General features: G+C 73.8%; 18 protein-coding genes. 12 read left to right on the forward strand and 6 right to left on the reverse strand.

Annotated elements, in window-relative coordinates:
- Positions 1-239: 239 nt before the first annotated feature.
- Both BXY45_RS06500 and BXY45_RS06505 read left to right on the forward strand, forming a co-directional pair.
- Positions 240-800, forward strand: a complete 561-nt coding sequence (locus BXY45_RS06500) for a hypothetical protein (protein ID WP_109773523.1) — start codon at positions 240-242, stop codon at positions 798-800.
- A gap of 136 nt (positions 801-936) precedes the next feature.
- Positions 937-2,004, forward strand: coding sequence for an acetamidase/formamidase family protein (locus tag BXY45_RS06505; RefSeq protein WP_109773524.1), 1,068 nt, complete (start codon positions 937-939; stop codon positions 2,002-2,004).
- Between the two features lie 76 nt (positions 2,005-2,080).
- Here BXY45_RS06505 and BXY45_RS06510 read toward each other — a convergent pair whose 3' ends face one another.
- Genes BXY45_RS06510 through BXY45_RS06520 form a run of 3 tightly spaced genes read right to left on the reverse strand, consistent with a single transcriptional unit; the run spans position 2,081 to position 4,919 of the window.
- Positions 2,081-2,581, reverse strand: coding sequence for an arsenate reductase/protein-tyrosine-phosphatase family protein (locus tag BXY45_RS06510; RefSeq protein ID WP_109773619.1), 501 nt, complete (start codon positions 2,579-2,581; stop codon positions 2,081-2,083).
- Positions 2,582-2,613: 32 nt separating this feature from the next.
- Positions 2,614-4,434, reverse strand: a complete 1,821-nt coding sequence (locus BXY45_RS06515) for a dihydroxyacetone kinase subunit DhaK (RefSeq protein ID WP_211319286.1) — start codon at positions 4,432-4,434, stop codon at positions 2,614-2,616.
- A 59-nt stretch (positions 4,435-4,493) separates the two neighbouring features.
- Entirely contained in the window at positions 4,494-4,919 is a 426-nt protein-coding gene (locus BXY45_RS06520) for a hypothetical protein (protein WP_109773525.1), read from the reverse strand.
- Between the two features lie 451 nt (positions 4,920-5,370).
- Between BXY45_RS06520 and arfA the strand changes: the two genes are divergently transcribed.
- From arfA to BXY45_RS06535, 3 genes are all read left to right on the forward strand, one after another.
- A complete protein-coding gene (gene arfA, locus BXY45_RS06525) occupies positions 5,371-6,948 on the forward strand; it encodes an arabinosylfuranosidase ArfA (RefSeq protein ID WP_109773526.1) in 1,578 nt (525 codons plus the stop codon).
- Between the two features lie 242 nt (positions 6,949-7,190).
- Entirely contained in the window at positions 7,191-7,805 is a 615-nt protein-coding gene (locus tag BXY45_RS06530) for a type II toxin-antitoxin system PemK/MazF family toxin (RefSeq protein WP_109773527.1), read from the forward strand.
- Positions 7,806-8,037: 232 nt separating this feature from the next.
- Positions 8,038-9,012 (forward strand): hypothetical protein, encoded by a 975-nt coding sequence (locus BXY45_RS06535; protein ID WP_109773528.1) that lies wholly within the window; start codon positions 8,038-8,040, stop codon positions 9,010-9,012.
- Positions 9,013-9,854: 842 nt separating this feature from the next.
- Here BXY45_RS06535 and BXY45_RS06540 read toward each other — a convergent pair.
- Entirely contained in the window at positions 9,855-10,748 is an 894-nt protein-coding gene (locus tag BXY45_RS06540) for a LysR family transcriptional regulator (protein ID WP_211319287.1), read from the reverse strand.
- Between the two features lie 88 nt (positions 10,749-10,836).
- On the opposite strand from BXY45_RS06540, the gene BXY45_RS06545 reads away from it, so the two are divergent.
- The 5 genes from BXY45_RS06545 (at position 10,837) to BXY45_RS23725 (ending at position 14,743) form a co-directional block, all read left to right on the forward strand.
- Entirely contained in the window at positions 10,837-11,745 is a 909-nt protein-coding gene (locus BXY45_RS06545; RefSeq protein WP_109773530.1) for an aspartate/glutamate racemase family protein, read from the forward strand.
- A 21-nt stretch (positions 11,746-11,766) separates the two neighbouring features.
- A complete protein-coding gene (locus tag BXY45_RS06550) occupies positions 11,767-12,843 on the forward strand; it encodes a zinc-binding dehydrogenase (RefSeq protein ID WP_109773531.1) in 1,077 nt (358 codons plus the stop codon).
- Positions 12,840-13,199, forward strand: coding sequence for a TraR/DksA family transcriptional regulator (locus BXY45_RS06555; RefSeq protein ID WP_245961673.1), 360 nt, complete (start codon positions 12,840-12,842; stop codon positions 13,197-13,199). The genes BXY45_RS06550 and BXY45_RS06555 overlap by 4 nt, the downstream gene beginning before the upstream one ends.
- A 415-nt stretch (positions 13,200-13,614) precedes the next feature.
- Positions 13,615-14,061, forward strand: coding sequence for an HIT family protein (locus BXY45_RS06560; protein ID WP_109773532.1), 447 nt, complete (start codon positions 13,615-13,617; stop codon positions 14,059-14,061).
- Between the two features lie 340 nt (positions 14,062-14,401).
- Entirely contained in the window at positions 14,402-14,743 is a 342-nt protein-coding gene (locus BXY45_RS23725) for a DUF1905 domain-containing protein (RefSeq protein ID WP_211319288.1), read from the forward strand.
- 71 nt (positions 14,744-14,814) lie between these two features.
- Here BXY45_RS23725 and BXY45_RS06570 read toward each other — a convergent pair whose 3' ends face one another.
- Entirely contained in the window at positions 14,815-17,058 is a 2,244-nt protein-coding gene (locus BXY45_RS06570; protein ID WP_109773533.1) for a DEAD/DEAH box helicase, read from the reverse strand.
- 209 nt (positions 17,059-17,267) lie between these two features.
- On the opposite strand from BXY45_RS06570, the gene BXY45_RS06575 reads away from it, so the two are divergent.
- Together BXY45_RS06575 and BXY45_RS23130 are read left to right on the forward strand one after the other, a co-directional pair.
- Positions 17,268-17,522: a ribbon-helix-helix domain-containing protein gene (locus BXY45_RS06575; RefSeq protein WP_109773534.1), complete on the forward strand. Its 255-nt coding sequence runs from the start codon at positions 17,268-17,270 to the stop codon at positions 17,520-17,522.
- The gene (locus BXY45_RS23130) at positions 17,515-17,886 is read left to right on the forward strand and encodes a PIN domain-containing protein (RefSeq protein WP_109773535.1); all 372 of its coding nucleotides are present in this window, start codon (positions 17,515-17,517) and stop codon (positions 17,884-17,886) included. The genes BXY45_RS06575 and BXY45_RS23130 overlap by 8 nt, the downstream gene beginning before the upstream one ends.
- Before the next feature lie 3 nt (positions 17,887-17,889).
- Here the strand turns inward: BXY45_RS23130 and BXY45_RS06585 are convergent, their stop codons facing one another.
- Positions 17,890-18,561 (reverse strand): class I SAM-dependent methyltransferase, encoded by a 672-nt coding sequence (locus BXY45_RS06585; protein ID WP_109773536.1) that lies wholly within the window; start codon positions 18,559-18,561, stop codon positions 17,890-17,892.
- Between the last annotated feature and the right edge of the window lie 94 nt (positions 18,562-18,655).

An 18,655-nucleotide genomic window follows, 5' to 3' on the forward strand; every position in this document is an offset into this window, starting at 1 on the left:
CCGTCGGGGCTCCTCCGTGGTCGCAGCAGTGACGGCAGACGTGCAGAACTCCCGTGGCGAGGGTGCTGAGCGGCGTGTCGCCTACTTCTGCACGTTCGTCGTCACCACCGCTGGACGCGTTCCGGGGTGCCGGCGTCCCGCCGGGCATGCAGAAGTGCTGTCGGCGCCACTTCCCACGGTGTCGCGCCCGAGTTCTGCATGTTTGGCGGGCCGGGTGGTGGGCGTGCGACGCTCCGGACGTGAACGAGGCGTGGGACGACGACGGCGGCGGCTTCTCCAAGCACGTGGACGTGGTCTTCGACACGCACGCCGGTCCCGCCGTCGCGCACGGACCGCAGGCCGAGCCTGACTCACCACCGCTGCGCGCAGCCTCCCTCGCCGCCGTCCACGCGCTGGTCGCGATGGCGGCAGCCGACGGCATCGCTGTCGAACTGGAGATGCCGGCCACCCGCGAGCGCGGCTGGCCGGCGTCCTGGCCGCTGCCGCCGGCGTGGTTCCGCGTCATCGGCGAAGGGGACGCGGGCCTGTTCGGCAGCGACGGCAGCGAGAGTGCCGCCGAGGAAGCAGCGCGTGTCGCCGAGGAAGCAGCGCGTGTCGCCGACACCGCTCATGGGGAGGTGGTCGAGTCGCTGTGGCCACACCGGCCGACCAACTGGCCTCCGTGCCCGGAGCACCCGACCACGCACCCGCTGCAGCTGACCCCCGGCGACGACGCCGACCCGCGCCCGCTCTGGACCTGCCCGAGCACGGGCGACGTCATCGGCCCGCTCGGCCCTGGGGAGATCCATGCCACTCCCTGACTGGCACGGGGTGGCCCTGTGCCAGTCCTAGGCGCAGTGTCACGGGGCCACCCCGTGCCATTCAAGGAGGGGGGCGGCCACTTCAGAACGGGAGAGCGTGCTCGCACGCGGTACACGCCTGTGGTGGGGTGGCGGCATGGAGGTCGTCGAGGTCCACCCGAGCGTCGAGCAGTACGCCTACACGTTCGGCGGCGCTGCGCCGCTGCGCTCCGTGCGCCCCGGGCAGGCGCTGCGCCTGTGGAGCGAGGACGCCTTCGGGGGGAGCCTGCGCACCACCGCCGACGTCACCTCCAACACCCCGCCGGCGCCCGGCCTCAACCCGCAGACCGGTCCGTTCTTCGTCGAGGGCGCGAAACCCGGCGACGTCCTCGCGCTCCACCTCGTCGATCTCGAGCCCGCCCGTGACACGGGTGTCTCCAGCCTCGTGCCGTTCTTCGGCGGCCTCACCGGTACCGACACCACCGCGCTGCTCACACCGTCCTTGCCGGAGCGGACGTGGATCTACCACCTCGACTCCGCCCGCCGCACGCTCGCCGTCGAGCTGACCGCGGGCGGCTCGCGCGAGGCCTTCAGCGTCGAGTTGCCGCTGGATCCGATGCTCGGCACCGTCGGCGTGGCGCCCGCCGCCGGTGAGGTCCGTACCTCGCTGGTACCGGGCGTGTTCGGCGGCAACCTCGACACCCCGCAGATGCGCGCCGGCACCACCTGCTACCTGCGCGTCAACGTCGAGGGCGCCCTGTTCAGCCTCGGCGACGGCCACTACCGCCAGGGCGAGGGCGAGACCTGCGGCACCGCCGTCGAGGGCGCCATGACCACCACGCTCGTCGTGGACCTCGTCAGCTCGGAGCAGCTGGCGTCGTCGTCGATGAGGACGACGACGGGAGCGCCCGCGTCCGCCCCGGCGACACCGCGCCTGGAGGACGACGACCACTGGATCACCGTCGGCACGGGCCGTCCGCTGGAGGACGCGTGGCGCGCCAGCCAGGTGGAGATGGTCCGCTGGCTGCGCGACCTGTTCGGACTAGACGACCTCGACGCCTACCAGCTGCTCAGCCAGGTGGGCCTGGCGCCGCTGGCCAACGTCGTCGACCCGGCCTACGCGGCGCTGGCCAAGGTGCCGAAGGCGCTGCTGCCCGCTCCCGCCGGCGGCGCGTTCGGCGGGGTGCACGCCCGCCTGCGCGCCGCGGCCAGCACCCTCCGCTGACCCCCGGCACGATCAAGGAAGTTCAGCACAGCGGAGCGTGCAGAACTTCCTTGATCGTCGCGGAGGGGGTGGGGGATCAGGCGTGCTGGGCCAGCGCTTCCCGCACGTGCTCGACCACGCCGTCGGCGGCCGCCTCCATCTGCGCGAGGCACTCCTCGAAGTCGCTCATGTCGCCGTACCAGGGGTCGGCGACGTCGAGCCCGGCGCCCACCAGCCCCGATGCCGCCGGGTCGAACGAGCGCCACAGCGCCACCCGGTGCGACACCCCGGGCGCCAGCCGCTGCACGGCCCGCCGGTGCGCGGCGGTCATCGCGAGCACGAGGTCGCGCTCGTCGACCTGCCACGCCTCCACCTGCCGCGCGCGGTGCGCCTCGGGGGAGTCGTCAGCGGGCACGTCGTACCCGGCGTCGACCAGCACGCGGCGGGCGCGGCGGTCCATCGGGCGGCCCTCCTCCTCGTCGGAGATGCCGGTGGAGTCGACCTCGACCCGGCCGTCGAGCCCCGCCTCCGCGAGCCGGTGCCGCAGCACCACCTCCGCCATCGGGGAGCGGCAGATGTTGCCGGTGCAGACGGTCATGATCCGGTACGGGCGCTTCGGGAAGGACGAGCTCACCCCCCGATCGTCCCGGATGCGATCTCGGACGGCGACGGCAGTGCCTGCACCTCGGCCGAACCGTCGATGACCTGGGCGAGGACGACGACGAGCGCCGCGACCGCGACCGCGCCCGGGTCGGGAGCACCGAGCGCTCGATCGCCCAGGTAACGGGAGCGACCGCGGCGCCCGACCAGCTGCGCCGTGCCGAGCGCGCCGTCGACGGCGGCCCTCGCCCCGTCGACGAACGAGGCGCCGGCGGCCAACGCGTCCGCAGCGGGCACCAGCGCGTCGAGGAACGTGCGATCTCCGACGTGCGCCCCACCGACGCGCGTCACCGCCTCGGCTCCCGCACGCAGCGCCGCGGCGACATCGCCGGGGGAGGCGTCACGGCGCACCGCCGGCGCGAGCTCGCCGAGCACCAGCCCGAGCAGCGGCCCGCTGCTGCCACCGACCTCGTCGAGGAACGCTCCCGCGGCGTCGGTGAGGGTGCCCCCGCGCCGACGCGCGTGGCTCAGGCCGGAGGCGAGGTTGTCGCCGAAGTCGCCGTCGCCGGCGAGCTGGTCGAGGCGGGTGAGGTCGTCGTGGGCGCTCGCCACGGCCTCGGCCCAAGCCGCGAGCACCGCGGCGCCAGCGTCGTCAGGGTCGGAGGCTCCCCGCCGTGCGGAGTCCTCACTTCCGGAGCCCGTGCTTCCAGAGCCCGCGCTCCCAGATCCGGCGTGCTCCCGGATCTGGGGGGCGTCCGGTCCGGGCAGCGCCGGCAGCGACGGCGTGGCCGTCGGAGCGGCGAGCAGCTCCGCCCACCCCGGGCGCAGCGCCAGCAGCGTGAGGGAGAACCCGCGCATGTCGAGCGCCGCCGTGAACGTGCCCACGAGCGAGGTCGCCACGCGCACGCCCCGCTCGGCGAGCAGGTCTCCCACCAGCGCCCGCAGCGCGTGCAGCTCCAGGGACGTCGCCCCGCCCAGCCCGTTGACGAGCAGCGCGACGCCCTCCTCGCCCACCGGCGCACCGGCGGCCTCCAGACCCGCGAGCAGCTCGGACACCATCCCGGCCACCAGCTCGCGTGTCGGCGGGCGGGCGATCGTCGAGGCGGCGCGCTCGCCGTGGATGCCCACGCCGCGCTCCAGCTCGTCACGGCCGAGCGTGAACGCCGGCTCACCGGTGGCCAGCGACGTCTGCGCCCGCGACGCGACCGCCAGGCTCCGGGCCCGCGCCGCCACGTCACGTCCGAGGGCGGCCAGCGTGGCGAGGTCGTCGCCGCGGTCGGCCGCAGCTCCCAGCACCTTCTCCACGAGCACGGTGGCGGCGGTGCCGCGGCGCTGGCTTGCACCGTCGCCGTCGCCGTCGCCGTCGCCGTCGCCGTCGTCCTCGTCTCCTGCCGTGCCCTCGGTGGCGAGGTCGTCGTCGACCAGCACCGTCTCCACCGGCACGCCCTCCGCGCGCAGCCGCTCCGCGGCGATGGCGAAGCAGATGACGTCTCCGGTGTAGTTCTTGACGATCAGCAGCACCCCGCCGGACCCGGCCACGCCCCGCGCGGCCTCGTACACCTGCCGGTGGTGCGGTGAGGTGAACACCAGGCCGGGACAGGCCGCGTCGAGACCACCCGGCCCGAGGAAGCCGGCGTGCATCGGCTCGTGACCGGCGCCGCCACCGGAGACCAGCGCGACCCGTCGCCCGGGCGCCTTGCGCACCGCGTACAGGTGCAGCGGGTCGAGCACCACGCCGACGTCGGCGGGGTGAGCCATCGCCAGCCCGCGGGCGGCGTCGGCGACCGCCGTCGCCGCGTCGGGCAGGAAGTGGGTGTCGGTACGGGAGCCCTGGTGGACGTCATCAGCCACGGCTCCGACGCTAGCGCCGCATGCGCGTTCGCGCGATCAGCGGTCTGCGGCAGGCAGAGCTACAGCCGGCCGCTGAGCAGTTCGCGGGTGCGCAGGTCGATGACGACGGCGCCGGCCAGGTCCGCCCACTGCTCGAGCTGCACCGGGTCGGGCACCGGTGGGGGCCCCTGGGCGACGTGCAGGCTGACCAGCCCCGGCAGCACCCCCGGGGGACCGGCGAGGGCCGCCGGGCCGACGCCGATCGGTGCGTCGGGGTGGCGGGAGGCCCGCTGGTGGACCCGCACGGCGGTGCCCGGCAGCAGACGGTCGGACAGGTCGAGGTGGTGCCAGGCGTGGACGGCGGTGCGGCGGCGTCCACGGGCGCCGTCGGCGAGGCCGTCCTCGCACTCCAGGAGGATCCACCCGTCGGTGCCCACCGAGGTCACGGTGCCGCGCCGCCATCCCCAGGGACGGCGCTGCACGACCTCGGCCAGCAGCCGCGGCATGCGGTGACCAGGCAGGTGGGAGCGGCAGCTCTCCGCGGTGGGTGCGAGGGGGCCCCCGGCCCGCTCGCTGTCCTGGCCTGCTGAGGCAGAACGGTCGAGCTGGTCGGGGTGTGGGGGGACCGGAGACGTGCAGGTGGTCAACGCCCGGCCCTCCTCGTGTGGCTCAGTGCGACGGGGCCGCCGCGGCGCCGACACTAGCCGCAGTGCCCTGTCCTCGGTCGACCGTGGGTCGAGCTCCTGCGGCGTCTGGGTGACGTGCGGCTGAGATCCCGCCGGGAAGTCCTGGGCTGTGGTGGCGGGGCTGCGGACGCGTCCGCGTTGACACGTGTGGTGGCACCCGACAAGGCTTACGACGTTGTCAGGCATGACCCTGCGAGCAGACGTCGGGTGACGATCACCGGTGAGCGTCGCCCGTGCCGCCCCTGCGCTGATTCGTCGGAAAGGACGCCCTGTGCCCCGCGCCCGCATCGCCGTCGACGCCGCCTACACGACCGCCCCGGTGCCCCGCCGCCTGTTCGGCTCGTTCGTCGAGCACATGGGCCGCTGCGTCTACACCGGCATCTTCGAGCCCGATCACCCGAGGGCCGATGCCGACGGTCTGCGTTCCGACGTGCTCGACCTGGTCCGCGAGGTCGGCCCGACCGTGGTGCGCTACCCCGGCGGCAATTTCGTCTCGGGGTATGACTGGGAGGACGGCGTCGGCCCGCTCGACGCCCGCCCCCGCCGCATCGACAGGGCATGGCGCACGGTGGAGACCAACGCCTTCGGTCTTGACGAGTTCGCCCGCTGGGCCGACAAGGCGGGCACGGAGATGATGTACGCGGTCAACCTCGGCACCCGCGGTCTGCAGGAGGCCTGCGACCTGCTCGAGTACGCCAACCACCCCGGCGGCACCCTGTTCTCCGACCTCCGCAGCGCCCACGGCCGGCAAGACCCGTACAACATCCAGTTGTGGTGCCTGGGCAACGAGATGGACGGCCCGTGGCAGACCGGCCACAAGACCGCCCACGAGTACGCCCGCCTCGCCGGGGAGACCGCCCGCGCGATGCGCCAGATCGACCCGACCATCGAGCTCGTCGCCTGCGGCTCCTCCTCACGGTCCATGCCGACGTTCGGCGAGTGGGAGCGGATCGTCCTGGAGGAGACCTACGAGGACGTCCAGCTGATCTCCGCGCACGCCTACTACGAGGAGTCGGAGACCACCCCGCTGGCCGACTTCCTCGCCTCCGCCGTCGACATGGACCTCTTCATCGACTCGGTGGCCGCCACCGCCGACGCCGTCGGCGCGAAGCTCAAGAGCCGCAAGAAGATCGGCATCAGCTTCGACGAGTGGAACGTCTGGAACCAGACCGCCTGGCACTCTTCCGAGCGAGCCCGCGGCCTCATCGCGTGGGACGTCGCCCCGCGCATCATCGAAGACGAGTACACGGTGCAGGACGCCGTCGTCGTCGGGACCCTGCTCAACTCCCTGCTGCGCCACGGGGACCGGGTGCTCGTCGGCTGCCAGGCGCAGCTGGTCAACGTCATCGGTCTGCTGCGCAGCGAGCCCGGTGGCGCCGCGTGGAAGCAGACCATCGCCCTGCCCTTCGAGCAGGTGCGCCGTCGCTCCCTGGGTGGTCACGTGCTCGACGTGCGCACCTCGTCGGACCGGTACGAGACGGGCAGGTACGGGGACGTCGACCTGGTCGACGCGTCCGCGGTGGTCCACCACGACGACGGCGGCGGGCTCGCGCGTCTCACCCTCTTCCTGGCCAACCGGTCGCTGGAGGAGTCTGCGGACGTTGCGGTCAGCCTCGGGGGCTTCGCCGACCTTTCGGTGGGTGACGCCCTCGTGCTGGCCGCCGCCGACGGGCAGGACCGGTACACCTCCAACCGCGAGGCTGCTCCCGACGCCGTGCGGCTGCGGCCGCTGGCCGCCGCGGGCGGGACGGTCGCTGTGGAGGCGAGCGAGCGAGGCGCGCAGACGGCGCGGATCACCCTGCCGGCGCTGTCGTGGGCCGTCGTCGAACTGGTGCCCGCCCCTCGCTGATCCGGCCTCGATCGGCTCCCTCCGCGAACGGCTCGAGCCGGGGGTCGTCACGGACGGCGAAAATCGGCGCGGATGGTCGCGCACCGCCTTCGCAACGATCATGCGGTTCTGCGCCACATCCCCGCGCCGCCTGCGGGGAGCCTGCCCATCCCGGTCGCGGCCCCGCAGGTGGAGGGTCAGGGGCGCTCGCCACCACCTGTTCCGGGGCGACCGCCCCACACGGCGAGGCCTACGGTGGTCGCGTGGCGAAGGGGATCCTGACGCAGCTGCTCGACCTCGCGAAGGCCGTGGCCTCCGCGGCCCGGTCCACCACCCCTCCCGCCGAGCCTCGGGCAGATCGGCAGGCGCAGCGTCCCGCCGCGGCTCCGCCGAGGCGCCCGTCGTCGTCCTCGAAGGCGGAGCGGCCGTCGGAGCGCTCGCGCCTGCGCCGCGAGCCGGCTCCGGCGCCCACTCCGCCCCAGCGTGATACCGGCACCGGCGGCGCACGCTACGCCCCCGAGGCCGACGGCCTGCCCGACCCCGGCGAGGTGGTCTGGGCGTGGGTGCCGTACGAGGAGGACGCCTCCCGCGGCAAGGACCGCCCCGTCCTGGTGCTGGACGTGCTGGACGACGGCGACGTCGTCGGGCTCATGCTCACGAGCAAGGACCACGCCAGCCCGCGTACCCAGGGTCAGCGCGACAGTGACGGCCGCCGCTGGATGGACGTCGGCACGGGTGCGTGGGACTCGCAGCGCCGGCCCAGCGAAGTCAGACTCGACAGGGTGCTGCGTCTCCCGGCTGCGTCAGTGCGTCGTGAGGGGGCGGCGCTGCCTCGCGAGATTTTCGATCGCGTCGTCGCAGCGTCACGGTCCCAGTAATCAGCACTTGTAGTGCAACTCCACGAGTCATTATTGCTGGCAGTGCGAGTCACGCGAAGAGAGTCAAGACTCGCGTCGCGCACTTGGAATGCCAAGAGATCAGGCCGCCGCGTAGGTCGCCGAGTTGCCAAGAACGCACGCGTGACGCCGGTCGTGACGCACCGCTCATGGTGGGTGACGCGTTTCCGTCACCAGGCGCGGCGGGCGCCCGTCCGCCGCTACGCTGCTGGACGTGGATGTCGCCGAGGTGCTCCGCCGCGCGGCGGCCGCCGTCGACCGTTCCGGGGTCTCAGGAGACCTGCGGGCGGTGGCCTTCACCACCGCCGTCGACCTCATGCTCCGCACCGGCGGGGAGCACGCCCCGGTCCTGTCGGACGGCGGCGAGGCCGGAACGTTCCCGCCTGTCGGACCCGCCGCTCGCACGGCGTTGCCGGCAGACCGACCTGCCTCCGGCCTCGACCACCCCTCCACGGCGGGTCCGTTCCCCGCTGCAGGCTTCGGTCCCACCGAAGACCTCGGCGACCCTGCCTGGGACCTCGACGAGAGCGCCGAGCACCGCGGCTGGCCCCAGCCCCAGAGCCCGCGCGTGCTGCGCCCGGTGAACAGCGCTCCGTCGGCGCGGACCAACCCGCGGCTGGCGGTCCGGTCCGACATCGAGGACGACGGCTACTCCAGCCGCGCCAACCGCGCCGCCGACCGAGCGGGGGATCGGGCTGCCGATCGAGCTGCCGAGTGGGCCGCCGCCCGTCGTGGCCCGGAGCGACTGGTGGCGGTGACGCCTCGCACGTGGGCGACCGCGCCCGGCGCCAGCGAGGAGCCGTGGGGCTCCATCGCCGACGCCCTCGGCGTGCGCCCCGAGCTGCTCGACCGGGTCTGGGAGGAGCGCGGCGGCAAGCTGCAGCTCGCCGGAGACCCGGCCCGCCTCGGCCGTACCCGCGCGCAGCGCGTCGGCACGGCCGCCGTCCTTCTCCTGGCCGCGCTGCGCTGGAGCGGGCGCGACGGTGGCGAGCCTGTGCCCGACGCCGTCGTCCGCGCCGAGGTCGAGCGCTTGGGCCTGCTCGACACGGGCAACTACACCAAGCACCTCGCCGGACGCCGGCACCTGCTGTCCACCACCGGCTCGGGTCGTACCGCTACGTACAAGCTGCGGTACGACGGCCTCGAGGAGGCCCGCGTCATCGCCCGGGCCCTCCTCGACGAGGCCTGAGCCTCACCGCCCCTTCCCTGCGCGCCAGCTGGCGGATCGGCCGGCACGGCTCCTGCTGACGGGCCGACTGCGCTGTAAGCCCACGGCGCCGCGGGCTGCCCCGCGTCAGGTGACGCCGGCGGCCGTCGGCGTCCGTGCCCGCCCCGCGAGGAAGCCCCTGGCCGCAGGCACCGCCCACGAGTAAACCCTGCCAGTCATCCTCGGGCGAGTGCGGCTGTGCCAGAAACGAGTGTGTCGCGAGTACCCCTAGTGAGATAAGCCGTCAGAATCACGTCGAGACGAGTAAACCCCAGGTCGGGCGTGTTCGACTCGCACTTGACTCTCACGCGTGTGACGCGTCGCACCTCCGTGAATGACACGACCGCAGCGCGTCGCACCGTCGTGAACGACAGGCGCGTCGTGCGTTGGCCCGTCGTGAACGACAGGGGCGTTGTGCGTCGCGCCGTCGTGAACCACCACCGCGTGGCGCGTCAGCTACTCGTGAACCACACGGGCGTCGTGCGTCGCGCTGGCGTGAACCACAAGCACGTGGTCCGTCGCGCCCGCGCGGGGCAGGTCGACGTGCTCGTCCTCAGGCCGGCTGAGGATGGTCGGTTCCTAGGGTCGGTGCCCTTCTCTCGGACGCCGAACCGGAGTTGGTCGTGGACATCGAGCTGGACACCCTCGCCGGGGACGGATCCGTGTCGGGAGCTGTGCAGCGTTGGCCCCTTCGGCGTGACCACGCGGTCACGCCGAAGGGGCCAACTCACCACAGCTCCCGACACGACGACGGCCTCCGCGGGGCGGGCGTCAGGGATGGTGGACTCACGGTGGGCCTGACAGCCCCGGGGGGATTCCCTCGTCTAGCTGGCCCCGTCGAGCTCAGTCACCCCGCGCCGCAGCTCCTCGGCGAGGGCGCGGACGGCGGGCACACGGCGCGACTCCGGCCGCAGCAGCAGCTCGACTACGCGAGCGTCCAGACCACCCACGGGACCGTGGAGGACGCCGGGCGCCGAGCTGGCGCGCAGCGCCCACACGGGCAGCAGCGCTACCCCCAGCCGCGCGGCCACGAGGTGCTGGACGGCGACGTGGTCGTCGGTCTCCAGGCGCACGTCGGGGGTGAAGCCTGCCGCCGCCGCGCACCGCACGAGGTGCGCCCGGCAGCGAGGGCATCCCGCGATCCACGGCCGGTCCGCGAGATCAGCCAGGTGCCCCGGCGCTCGCTCACCGGCCGGGACCACCGCGTGGACGGGGTGGCGGCCCAACGGCAGACGCAGCAGGTCTCCGGGCACCGGCTCTGGGTCTCCCTCGTAGCGGAAGACGAGCGCCAACGACACCCGCCCCGCCCGCACGGCGGCCTCCGCCTCCGGCGGTTCGGCCTCGGTGAGGCGCACCGACAGGCCCGGCGCGCGGTCCGCGAGCGCCGCGAGCGCTCTCGGCAGCAGGACCGCCGAGGCGGTCGGGAAGGCGGCCAGCGCCACGTCGCCGCGCACGAGGCCGGACAGCGCGGCCAGGTCCTCCTCGGCGGCGCGCAGGACGTCAGCCAGCTGCTCGGCCCGCTCGGCCAGCACCCGGCCCGCTTCGGTCAGCGCACTGCCTCGACCCTGACGTACCAGGAGGGTGGTGCCGGCCTCCGCCTCCAGCCGGGACACCTGCTGGCTCACGGCCTGCTGGGTCATCCCCAGGCGGGTCGCCGCGCCGGTGAGGGATCCCTCGGCCTCCACGGCGAGGAGCACGAGTAGGCGGCGGGGATCCACGCCCCGCACCATCCCACAAGCGACGCTTGTGGCTGCCTCTGAGCTGGGCGGACTACCGCGGACCGCGGCCCGCGGCCACCGTGGAGGGATGAACGCGCCGACCCCTGAGCAGCAGACCCCCGGCCCCCAGACCTCGACGACGACGGCGGCTGCGGCTGCGGCTGCGACGACGGCTGCGCCTGCGCTGGGGACGACGACGATTGGCGTACTCGGCGGCATGAGCTGGGAGTCGACGGCCCTGTACTACCGGCTGGCCAACGAGCTGGTCCGCGAGCACCGTGCCCTCGGCGCCGGCAACGAACCCGGCGAGCCGCTGGCCAGCGCCGACCTGCTGGTTCGCAGCCTCGACTTCGCGCGGGTCCGCGAGCTCCAGCTGGCCGACCGCTGGGACGTCGCCGCCGACCAGCTGCGCCGCGAGGGCCTGGCTTTGGCCGGGGCGGGCGCTGGCGTCGTCGTCCTCGCCACGAACTACATGCACAAGGCCGCCGGTCCGCTGGAGGAGGCGCTCACCGAGCGGGGTGTGAGGTTCCTCCACCTGGCCGACGTGGTGGCCGCGGCAGCGCTGGCGCGCGGGGTGCGCAGCGTGGGGCTGCTGGGCGCCGGCGGCACGATGACCGAGCCGTTCTACGTCGAGCGCCTAGCCGCCTCCGGGGTCGAGGTGGTGGCGCCGGACGCCGCCGGGGTCGCCCGCGTCGACCACGCCGTGTTCGGCGAGCTGTGCCGCGGCGTCTTCTCACCGGCCACCCGAGCTGACCTGGCGGCCGTGGTGGCCGGTCTCGTCGACCGCGGCGCGCAGGCGGTGGGTCTGTGCTGCACCGAGCTCGAGCTGCTGCTCGGCCCCGACGACGTCCCCGCCGGTGTGCCGCTGCTGCCGTCGGCCCGGCTGCACGTGGAAGCGGCGCTGGCCGCCGCGGGCCAAGTGCCGGCGCAGGTGCCGGCGCGGGGGCCGGTGCGGGCGCCGATGGCCGAGCCCCGTCTCGTCGGAGGCGCCGTCTAGCCTGCGCCTACCCTCCCTGACGTGCGCGCCCTCCAGTACACCGAGCCCGGCGGTTCCCTGACCCTCGTCGACCTGCCCGATGCCGAGCCGCCCGCGCAGGGCGCCGTGCTGGCGGTGGAGGCCACCGGGCTGTGCCGCAGCGACGTGCACGCCTGGGCCGGGCACGACAGCGACATCGTCGTCGGTCCCCATGCCGGTCCCGGCGGCACCCCTGCCACTCACGTGCCGGGCCACGAGCTCGTGGGTCGGGTGGTGGCCGTCGGTGAGGGCGTCGACCCGGCGTGGGTGGGCCGGCGCGCCACCACCCCGTTCGTCCACGCCTGCGGTAGCTGCGCGGAGTGCCTGGCCGGTGACGGCCAGGTCTGCCGCGACCAGACGCAGCCCGGGTTCACCACGCAAGGATCGTGGGCCGAGCAGGTGGTGGTGCGCCACGCGACAGTCAACCTCGTGGAGGTTTCCGAGGACGTCGACGGCGGAGCCGCGGCCCTGCTCGGCTGTCGCTTCGCGACCGCCTACCGCGGCCTCGTGCAGCGCGCGCAGCTGAGGGCCGGCGAGCGGGTGCTCGTGGTGGGCTGCGGGGGCGTGGGCCTGTCGGCGGTGATGGTGGCGGCGGCGCTCGGCGCCGAGGTGGTCGCCGCCGACGTCGATGCTCGGGCCGTGGCCCGCGCCGTGGAGCTGGGTGCCGCGAGCACGGTGACCACCGCTGGGCTGACGCCGCGGGAGGTGGCCGACGCCGTCCTCGCGACGGGGGGTTCGGTGGCGGTCAGCGTCGACGCCGTCGGGCGCCCCGGAGCCCTGGACGCCGGGCTGCTGTCCTTGGGACGTCGGGGGCGCCACGTGCAGATCGGGCTCGTCGCCGCCGAGCCGGTGGTGGAGGTCTCACGGGTCGTCAGCCATGAGCTGGCGCTGTTCGGCAGCCACGGCATGGACGCCCGCAGCTACCCCGAGCTGCTGGAGCTGGTCACCAGCGGCCGGCTGCGCCCGCAGGATCTCGTGGCGCGCTGGCTGCCCCTGGACGACGCCGCCGGCATCGAGGAGCTCGTGCGCGCGATGGACGCCGGCACCGCACCGGTGGGCGTCACGATGATCCGCCCGTGAGCCAGCTGTCCCTGGCCGACGTGGTGGCCGCCCTGGAGGCCGAGCGCGCGGACGCCACCGCCCAGGTGCGCGACCTCGACCGTGCGGTCGCCGGGGTGGTGGAGGCGTCGCGAGACTCCAACGCCGACGACGAGCACGACCCGGAGGGCGCCACCATTGCCTTCGAGCGGGCCCAGGCGATGGCTGTGCGTGACCGTCAGCGGGCGCGGCTGCGTGAGGTCGATGCCGCGCTGGAGCGTGTCGCCGACGGGACGTTCGGTCGATGTGAGAAGTGTGGATGTGAGATTGCATCCGGCCGTTTGCTGGTCAGGCCCACTTCTCACACGTGCGTGACCTGCGCAGATGTGAAGCGCTGACGGATCTCACATCTGTACTGTGAGGCGAGAGTCTCCTTGATGTGAGATCAGGGTGAGAGTGAGTTGTGTGATCAGCCATGCTGTCAGCGCGGTGTTCACCCCGCCATGACTGTCGATGCGCCAGCCGTCTCACCTCAATCCGAAGAGAGGATGGGGGGTCGGTGCGTGGAGCTGTGAAGCGGTGGCCCCTTGCGCGTGAGCGCGTGGTCACCCTGAAGAGTTGAACCGAGCACGGCTCGGTTCACAGACGCTCCGGTCCAGGGGCGGCAGTTCCGGGCGCTCGCGTCACAGCGGACCGTCGACCTGAATCGGGGACTCGGCCCATTGTTCAGCGAGAAGGAGCGGATCAGCGGTGCGCGGGTCGCCCTGCTGCGTCGCAGGTTTCCCGCGGGCTCGTGCGGGCAGGAGACCGGGCGTGGCGCAGGAGTTCACCCCGCGGGGATCGGACCGGCCGTGTGCGTTCTGCGCGATCGTGCGGGGCGAGGTGGCGGCCGAGGTGGTGCTCCGTACTGACGCGGTGGTGGCCTTCCTCGACGCTCACCCGGTCTTCCCTGGGCACGTGCTGCTCGTGCCGGTCGTGCATGTGCAGACCTGGGACGAGCTGCCGGTCGAGATCGCGGCCGAGTGGCTTGCCGCCAGTCAGGCGCTGCAGCGTGCTGTCGAGGCAGCCACCGGCGCCGAGGGTGCGCTGCTGCTCACCAACAACGTGGTCAGTCAGAGCGTCCCGCACGTGCACTTCCACGTGATCCCGCGGCGGCGCGGAGATGGGCTGCGGTTCTTCCTCGGACCCCGACGCCGGTACGCGGCCGGGCAGGCGCGTGAGGTGGCTGACTCGGTCAGGCAGCATCTCGCCGCCCGCTGACGTCCCGGGGCCCGACACGCAGTGGCCTGAAGCCTTGTGTCGATCTCCTGCACCGGTGCGCGCCTCGGGCAGCGCGCCGGCCTCCCCCGGTCACGTTCATGCACCTGCGCGCCACCTTCACTCCGTGATCATGGACTTCCCGAACAGCGACTGGCCGCCATTCCGTGACCGTGGACGCTGTGTTCCGGTGTGGCCGCTCAGACCGGAACACAGCGTCCACGGTCGGGTGCCTCCCGGTGAGAGGTGGCGCGGAGGTCCTTGGTATCGGAGGGGTGGAGTGAAGGGTGCCCAGGGGCAGCCGGGAGTGTCGGGCGTGCCGTCGGTGTCCCAGAGTGGGGGCGTGGGCGAGTCAGCGGAGGGTGCGCTGGGAGCGGAAACGCGGTACGAGTTCACCGCCGAGCTGTGGCGGTGGGAGGCCCGCGCCGACGAATGGGTGTTCGTGCGGCTCCCGCAGGACGCCTCGGACGAGATCGCCGCCGTGCCCCGTCCGCGCGCTGGCTTCGGCGCGGTGAAGGTGACGGCGTCCATCGGTGGGTCGCGCTGGACCACGTCGATTTTCCCGGAGCCGGGTGCTGACGGCGAGGGGGTGCGGTACGTGCTGCCGCTCAAGAAGGCTGTCCGCGTCCGGGAAGGCTTGGAACTCGGCGACGAGGTGCGCGTCGCCGTCGAGACCCACCACTGAACGCATCACTGAACCGCGTCATTGACCCCGGCGATGACCGCGCTCGCGGCAGGCGCTGGTGGCGCCCGCACTCAGGCGCGCTTGAGCAATGCCAGCGGATAGACGGGCCCGGCGCCGGCTTCGCGCAGCAGCACCGACGCGACGGTGAGCGACCAGCCGGTGCGCGTCTCGGCGTCGACCACGAGCACCGGCGCCCCCGCAGCCTCGGCCAGCACCTCGTGGCCGGTCTCCGACAGCCGCAGCCGTGCCAGCGCGACCCCCGCGGCTGCGGACGCGGGTGCGGGCCCGGCGCCTTCGCGCCGCGGAGCCTCCAGGGGCGCCCCCGCAACGGCCTCAAGCGCGGGCAGCACCCTCAGCCGGCCCACCTCGCCGAGCGCCTCGGCGAGGGCGCGGGCTGCCTGCTCGCGCGGCGATGCGCCTCCAGAACCGTCGGGGAGCCACGTCACCCACGCCGGCCGGCCCGCGGGCCAGCGCCAGCGGCCCAGCGTCCTCACGCACCCGTCGACCACGTCGGCCCACGACGCCGCCGATGGTCCTTCGCGCAGCACCGCGGCCACCGCCTCACCCCAGGCCGGGTCTTCCCCGATGGCGAGGGCGCGGCCCGGTTCGGCGCGCACGCCCTCGGCGATCCGACCGCGGCGCCCGGAGGTACCCGACGGCCACATCTTGCGCGGCTCCAGGACGGTGGTCTGGCTGCGCAGGTGGCGCAGCGCCGCGGCGGCCAGCTGCTCGTCGACGGCCAGCCCCGGCGCGGGCAGGCGGCCGGTGCAGGCGGAGCAGCGGCCGCAGTCCGCGGCGCCGTCGTCGTCGAGTTCCGAGCGCAGCACCCGCAGGAGGCATGGTTGCGACCCGGGGGGCTGCTCGGCGGGAGTGGCGGCGTAGCGGCGCATCACCGCCTGCTCGGCGCGGCGCGCGGCGGCGACCCCGGCGATGCGCTCGGCGTCGTAGTGCCACGGCTGGCCCGTGGTCTGCGTGATCGTCCGGTAGCCGCCGGCGACGCGCTCGACGGCGCCGTCGACGTCGAGCACCTTGAGCAGCGCCTCCAGCCGACCGCGGCGCAGCCCCGCCTCGATCTCCAGCTTCGGCAGGCCGACTCCTTCTTGACCGCCGCTGAGCCGCTCCAGCACCTCCAGCACGCGGCGCACCACGGGCTCGGGCGGGAAGGCGGTGGAGTCGAAGTAGGCCCAGATCCGCTCGTCGGCGGCGGTCGGCAGCAGCACTCCGACAGCGCCGTCGAGGGCGCGGCCAGCGCGGCCGACCTGTTGGTAATACGCCACGGGTGAGCTCGGTGCCCCGAGGTGGACGACGAAGGCCAGGCGTGGGTGGTCGTAGCCCATGCCCAGGCTCGAGGTGGCGACCAGTGCGCGCAGCTCGCCGGACAGCAGCGCCGCCTCGAGGCGCTCACGCTCAGCGGGCTCGGTGGCCGAGGAGTACGCCGCGACCGCGTGGCCGCCGCCCTCGTTCGAGGCGAGGAACTCTGCGAGGCGCGCCGTCTCGGCCACCGTGAGCGTGTAGATGATCCCGCTGCCGCTGCTGTCGCGCAGGAACTGGGCGGTCCACGCGTAGGCGTGCGCGACGTCCGGCGTCGGCACCACCGCCAGCTCCAGGCCCTCCCGGTCGAGGGGGCCGCGCAGCGTCAGCGCCGGGGTCCCGTCGGCCGAGAGCTGCGCGGCGACGTCGGCGGAGACGCGGGCGTTGGCCGTCGCCGTCGTCGCCAGGACCGGGGTTCCCTCGGGCAGCCCGGCGAGCACCGAGGCGAGGCGGCGGTAGTCGGGGCGGAAGTCGTGGCCCCAGTCGGAGATGCAGTGCGCCTCGTCGACCACGAGCAGGCCCAGCCGCGGCGCCAGGCGGGGGAGCACGCGCTGGCGGAAGCCGACGGAGTTGAGGCGCTCGGGGCTGACGAGCAGCACGTCGACGGCGTCGGCGGCGATCTGCTCCTCGATGGCGGGCCAGTCGTCGACGTTGGCGGAGTTCAGCGTCACCGCCCGCAAGCCCGAGCGCGTGGCCGCGGCCACCTGGTCGCGCATCAGCGCGAGCAGCGGAGAGATGACGAGCGTGGGGCCCGCCCCGCCCACCTCGGCGTGGTGGCGCCGCAGCGCGGTCGCCACCCAGTACACCGCCGACTTGCCCCACCCCGTGCGTTGGACGACGACGACGCGACGGCGCTCGGCGACGAGCGTGCTGATGGCGGCCCACTGGTCGTCACGCAGGCGGGCGTGCTCGCCGGCCAGGGCCCGCAGGTGCGCCTCGGCGGTCTCGCGCAGGTCCGCAGGAAGAGCGGGGGTAGCGGCGGTGGAGGTCGAGGCGGTGCTCACGGGGCACCACTCTGCCCTGCACCACCGACAGCCCGGCCGGTCCCTGGCAGCTGTAGCCGGGGCGCCAGGCCGTGCTCGCCGTACCGGCTGCCGAGGAAGGCCGCCCAGCCGTGCTCGGTGACGAGATAGGCGTCGGAGGAGGTGCTGGTTCCCGGCGAGCGTGTGCCGTGGTGACGATCACCGGGAGCGCAGCTCGGTATGATTCCGGTATGACCAGCAAGATCGCCATCAGCCTGCCGGATGAGCTTGTGGCCGCAGCCCGTGAGGCTGTAGCCGACGGCCGTGCAGCCAGCGTGTCCGCGCTGGTGGCCCAGGCGCTGCGTGAGCACCTCGAGCGGCCCACCCTCACCGACATCGTCGCCGAGATGGTGGCCGAGGTCGGAGAGCCGGACGCGAGCGACCGCGCCTGGGCCGCTGAAGCCCTCCGCGGAGGAACGCGAAGCCAGGCCGTGGCCGGTGCCTGACGTCGTCCTCGATGCTGGCGCCCTCATCGCGCTCGATCGCGGATCGCGTCGCATGGCCGCTCTCCTGGACGCCGTGCATCACCGTGAGGGCACCGTCGTCGTGCCGGCCGGCGCGCTCGCCCAGGTCTGGAGGGACGGCGCGCGCCAGGCACGCCTGGGCAGGCTGCTGCGCAGCATCGCCGTCGTCGTCGATCCCCTGGACGGACAGACGGCCCGCGCAGCGGGGGTGCTGTGCGGAAGGGCAGGTACCTCGGACGTGGTCGACGCGAGCGTTGCGCTCGCGGCTGCCCGCAGGGGATGCGCGGTGGTCACGACAGACCCGGAAGACCTGTCACGGCTCGGCGCCGACGTGATCGCCCTCTGAACGTCAGCGCGGAGCGACCCAGACCGCGACGTAGCGCCAGAACAGTCCGCGGTGGATGCTCACGCCCGGCAGCGTCCGCCGCATCGTCGTCGCGACCTCCTCGAAGGACTCCTGCGGCTGGCGCGTGGGCGCCCGCATGTGCGGGGGAGGGGAACTCGCGGCGCGCGGCTGCTTCACCAGCCCGATCACAGGGTTGAGCACGACCGACGCCCACGAGTGGAGCCTGTCGGCAGGGGTGTCGCGGTAGCAGCCGATGACCACGAGGCGTCCGCCGGGACGCAGCGCCGAGCGGACCGCTTCCAGCGTCGGTTCCAGTGGCAGGTGGTGCAGGCTCGAGATGAAGGTGACCAGGTCGGCCGAGCCCTCGGGCAGAGGCCCGAAGGGAGCGTGGCGGACGGTGACGTGGGGCAGGTCACCGGTCGCGTGGGTGGCCAGGGCAGCGCTCTGCGCGTGCGGCTCGATGCCGATGACCTGCGGCACCACGGACGCCAGCCGTTCCAGCAGGCGGCCGGTGCCGCAGCCGACGTCGACCGCGCAGGTGCCACCCGCGGCGACCACGCGCCGGGCGTGGTGCAGCACCAGCGGTGCGTACACCTCCCCGTGAGACCACGGGTGGCGAGTGTTGACACGGTCCAGGGTCTTCAGAGCCGTGGACATCACTGCAGGCGCCGCCATGTCGCAGAGTGTGACCGTCAAGGCCGAGAGATCGCTGTGAGTCATGCTCTGCCGGCACTCACAGCACGGGAGGTGTGATGAAGGCAGTGGTCCT

It is taken from the genome of Quadrisphaera granulorum (genome assembly GCF_003149145.1).
Classification (GTDB): Bacteria; Actinomycetota; Actinomycetes; order Actinomycetales; family Quadrisphaeraceae; genus Quadrisphaera; species Quadrisphaera granulorum.